The sequence below is a fragment of the Halomonas sp. 707D4 genome (genome assembly GCF_024158685.1).
Classification (GTDB): domain Bacteria; phylum Pseudomonadota; class Gammaproteobacteria; order Pseudomonadales; family Halomonadaceae; genus Vreelandella.
In genome coordinates, this window is record NZ_JAMZBD010000732.1 from 1 (window position 1) to 1097 (window position 1097).

General features: G+C 63.6%; 2 protein-coding genes. One reads left to right on the forward strand and one right to left on the reverse strand.

Annotated elements, in window-relative coordinates; genetic code table 11:
* Positions 1–462, reverse strand: a 462-nt coding sequence (locus tag BIS11_RS18285) for an AI-2E family transporter (protein ID WP_253586822.1), incomplete at its 3' end; no start/stop codon positions are given.
* Positions 463–646: 184 nt separating this feature from the next.
* On the opposite strand from BIS11_RS18285, the gene purM reads away from it, so the two are divergent.
* On the forward strand, positions 647–1097 hold a 451-nt coding region (gene purM, locus BIS11_RS18290; protein WP_253586823.1), incomplete at its 3' end, for a phosphoribosylformylglycinamidine cyclo-ligase.

The following is a 1097-nucleotide window of genomic DNA, read 5'->3' on the forward strand; positions in this document are numbered from 1 at the left end:
GTAGGTGATCCAGGTGGCAAACGCCGCCCCAGAGCGGCCTATCTGCCCGAGCGCCTGGGCGAGATACCCGCCGGCGTCGCGCCAGTTCTCGGCGAGCGTGGCCTGAAGGTTGCCGAGTTCCGAGCGCACGTCGTAGCCGGTCCAGTCGAGCACCTGCGGTGCCAGGCGATTCTCGACCCAGGTGAAGATGCCCGGCAGCGCCTCGCCGAGCTGCTTGATCTGGGAGACGATCAACGGAATCAGGATCAAAAGCGCCACGGTAAGCAGCAGTGTCAGTACCAGGAAGACGCTGCAGACCGCGACGGGGCGCTTCATGCCCCACCCCTGAAAGCGATTGGCCAGTGGATCCGCGAGATACGCCAGTATCATGCCGGCGATGAAGGGCATGAGAATCGACTCCAGCAGGTAGACGAAGCCCACCAGCAGGACCAGAAACACTACACCCCACCAAGAGTTGCGCATACGGGTCATCCAAGGTCGTCAAGGGTCATGGCGCATGGTATCCCGAAGGTAACCTGTCTTGCGAGATATGGCGACACGTCGATGCGGCTTCCCTCGTCAAATGGTACAATCCGCCGTATCAACGGCCGGCACCGGCCGCGCGGCCTCCCCACCCCGTTTCGCTATAGGCTCTACAGGACCTGTCATGACCAAGACAACCCCTTCTCAGGCTTCTTCATCACTTAGCTACAAGGATGCCGGCGTCGACATCGATGCCGGCAACGCCCTGGTGGAGCGCATCAAGCACGTCGCCAAGCGGACGACGCGCCCGGAAGTGATGGGAGGGCTCGGCGGTTTCGGCGCACTGTGCGAAATGCCGGCCGGCTACAAGCAGCCGGTACTGGTCACGGGAACCGACGGGGTCGGCACCAAGCTGCGCCTGGCGATGGATCTTGATAAGCACGACACCATCGGCATCGACCTGGTCGCGATGTGCGTCAATGATCTGGTGGTGGCCGGCGCCGAGCCCTTCGTGTTTCTCGACTACTACGCCACCGGCAAGCTCGACGTCGACATCGCCGCCGACGTCGTGACCGGCATCGGTGCCGGCTGCGAACAGGCGGGCTGCGCGCTGGTCGGCGGCGAGACCGCCGAGA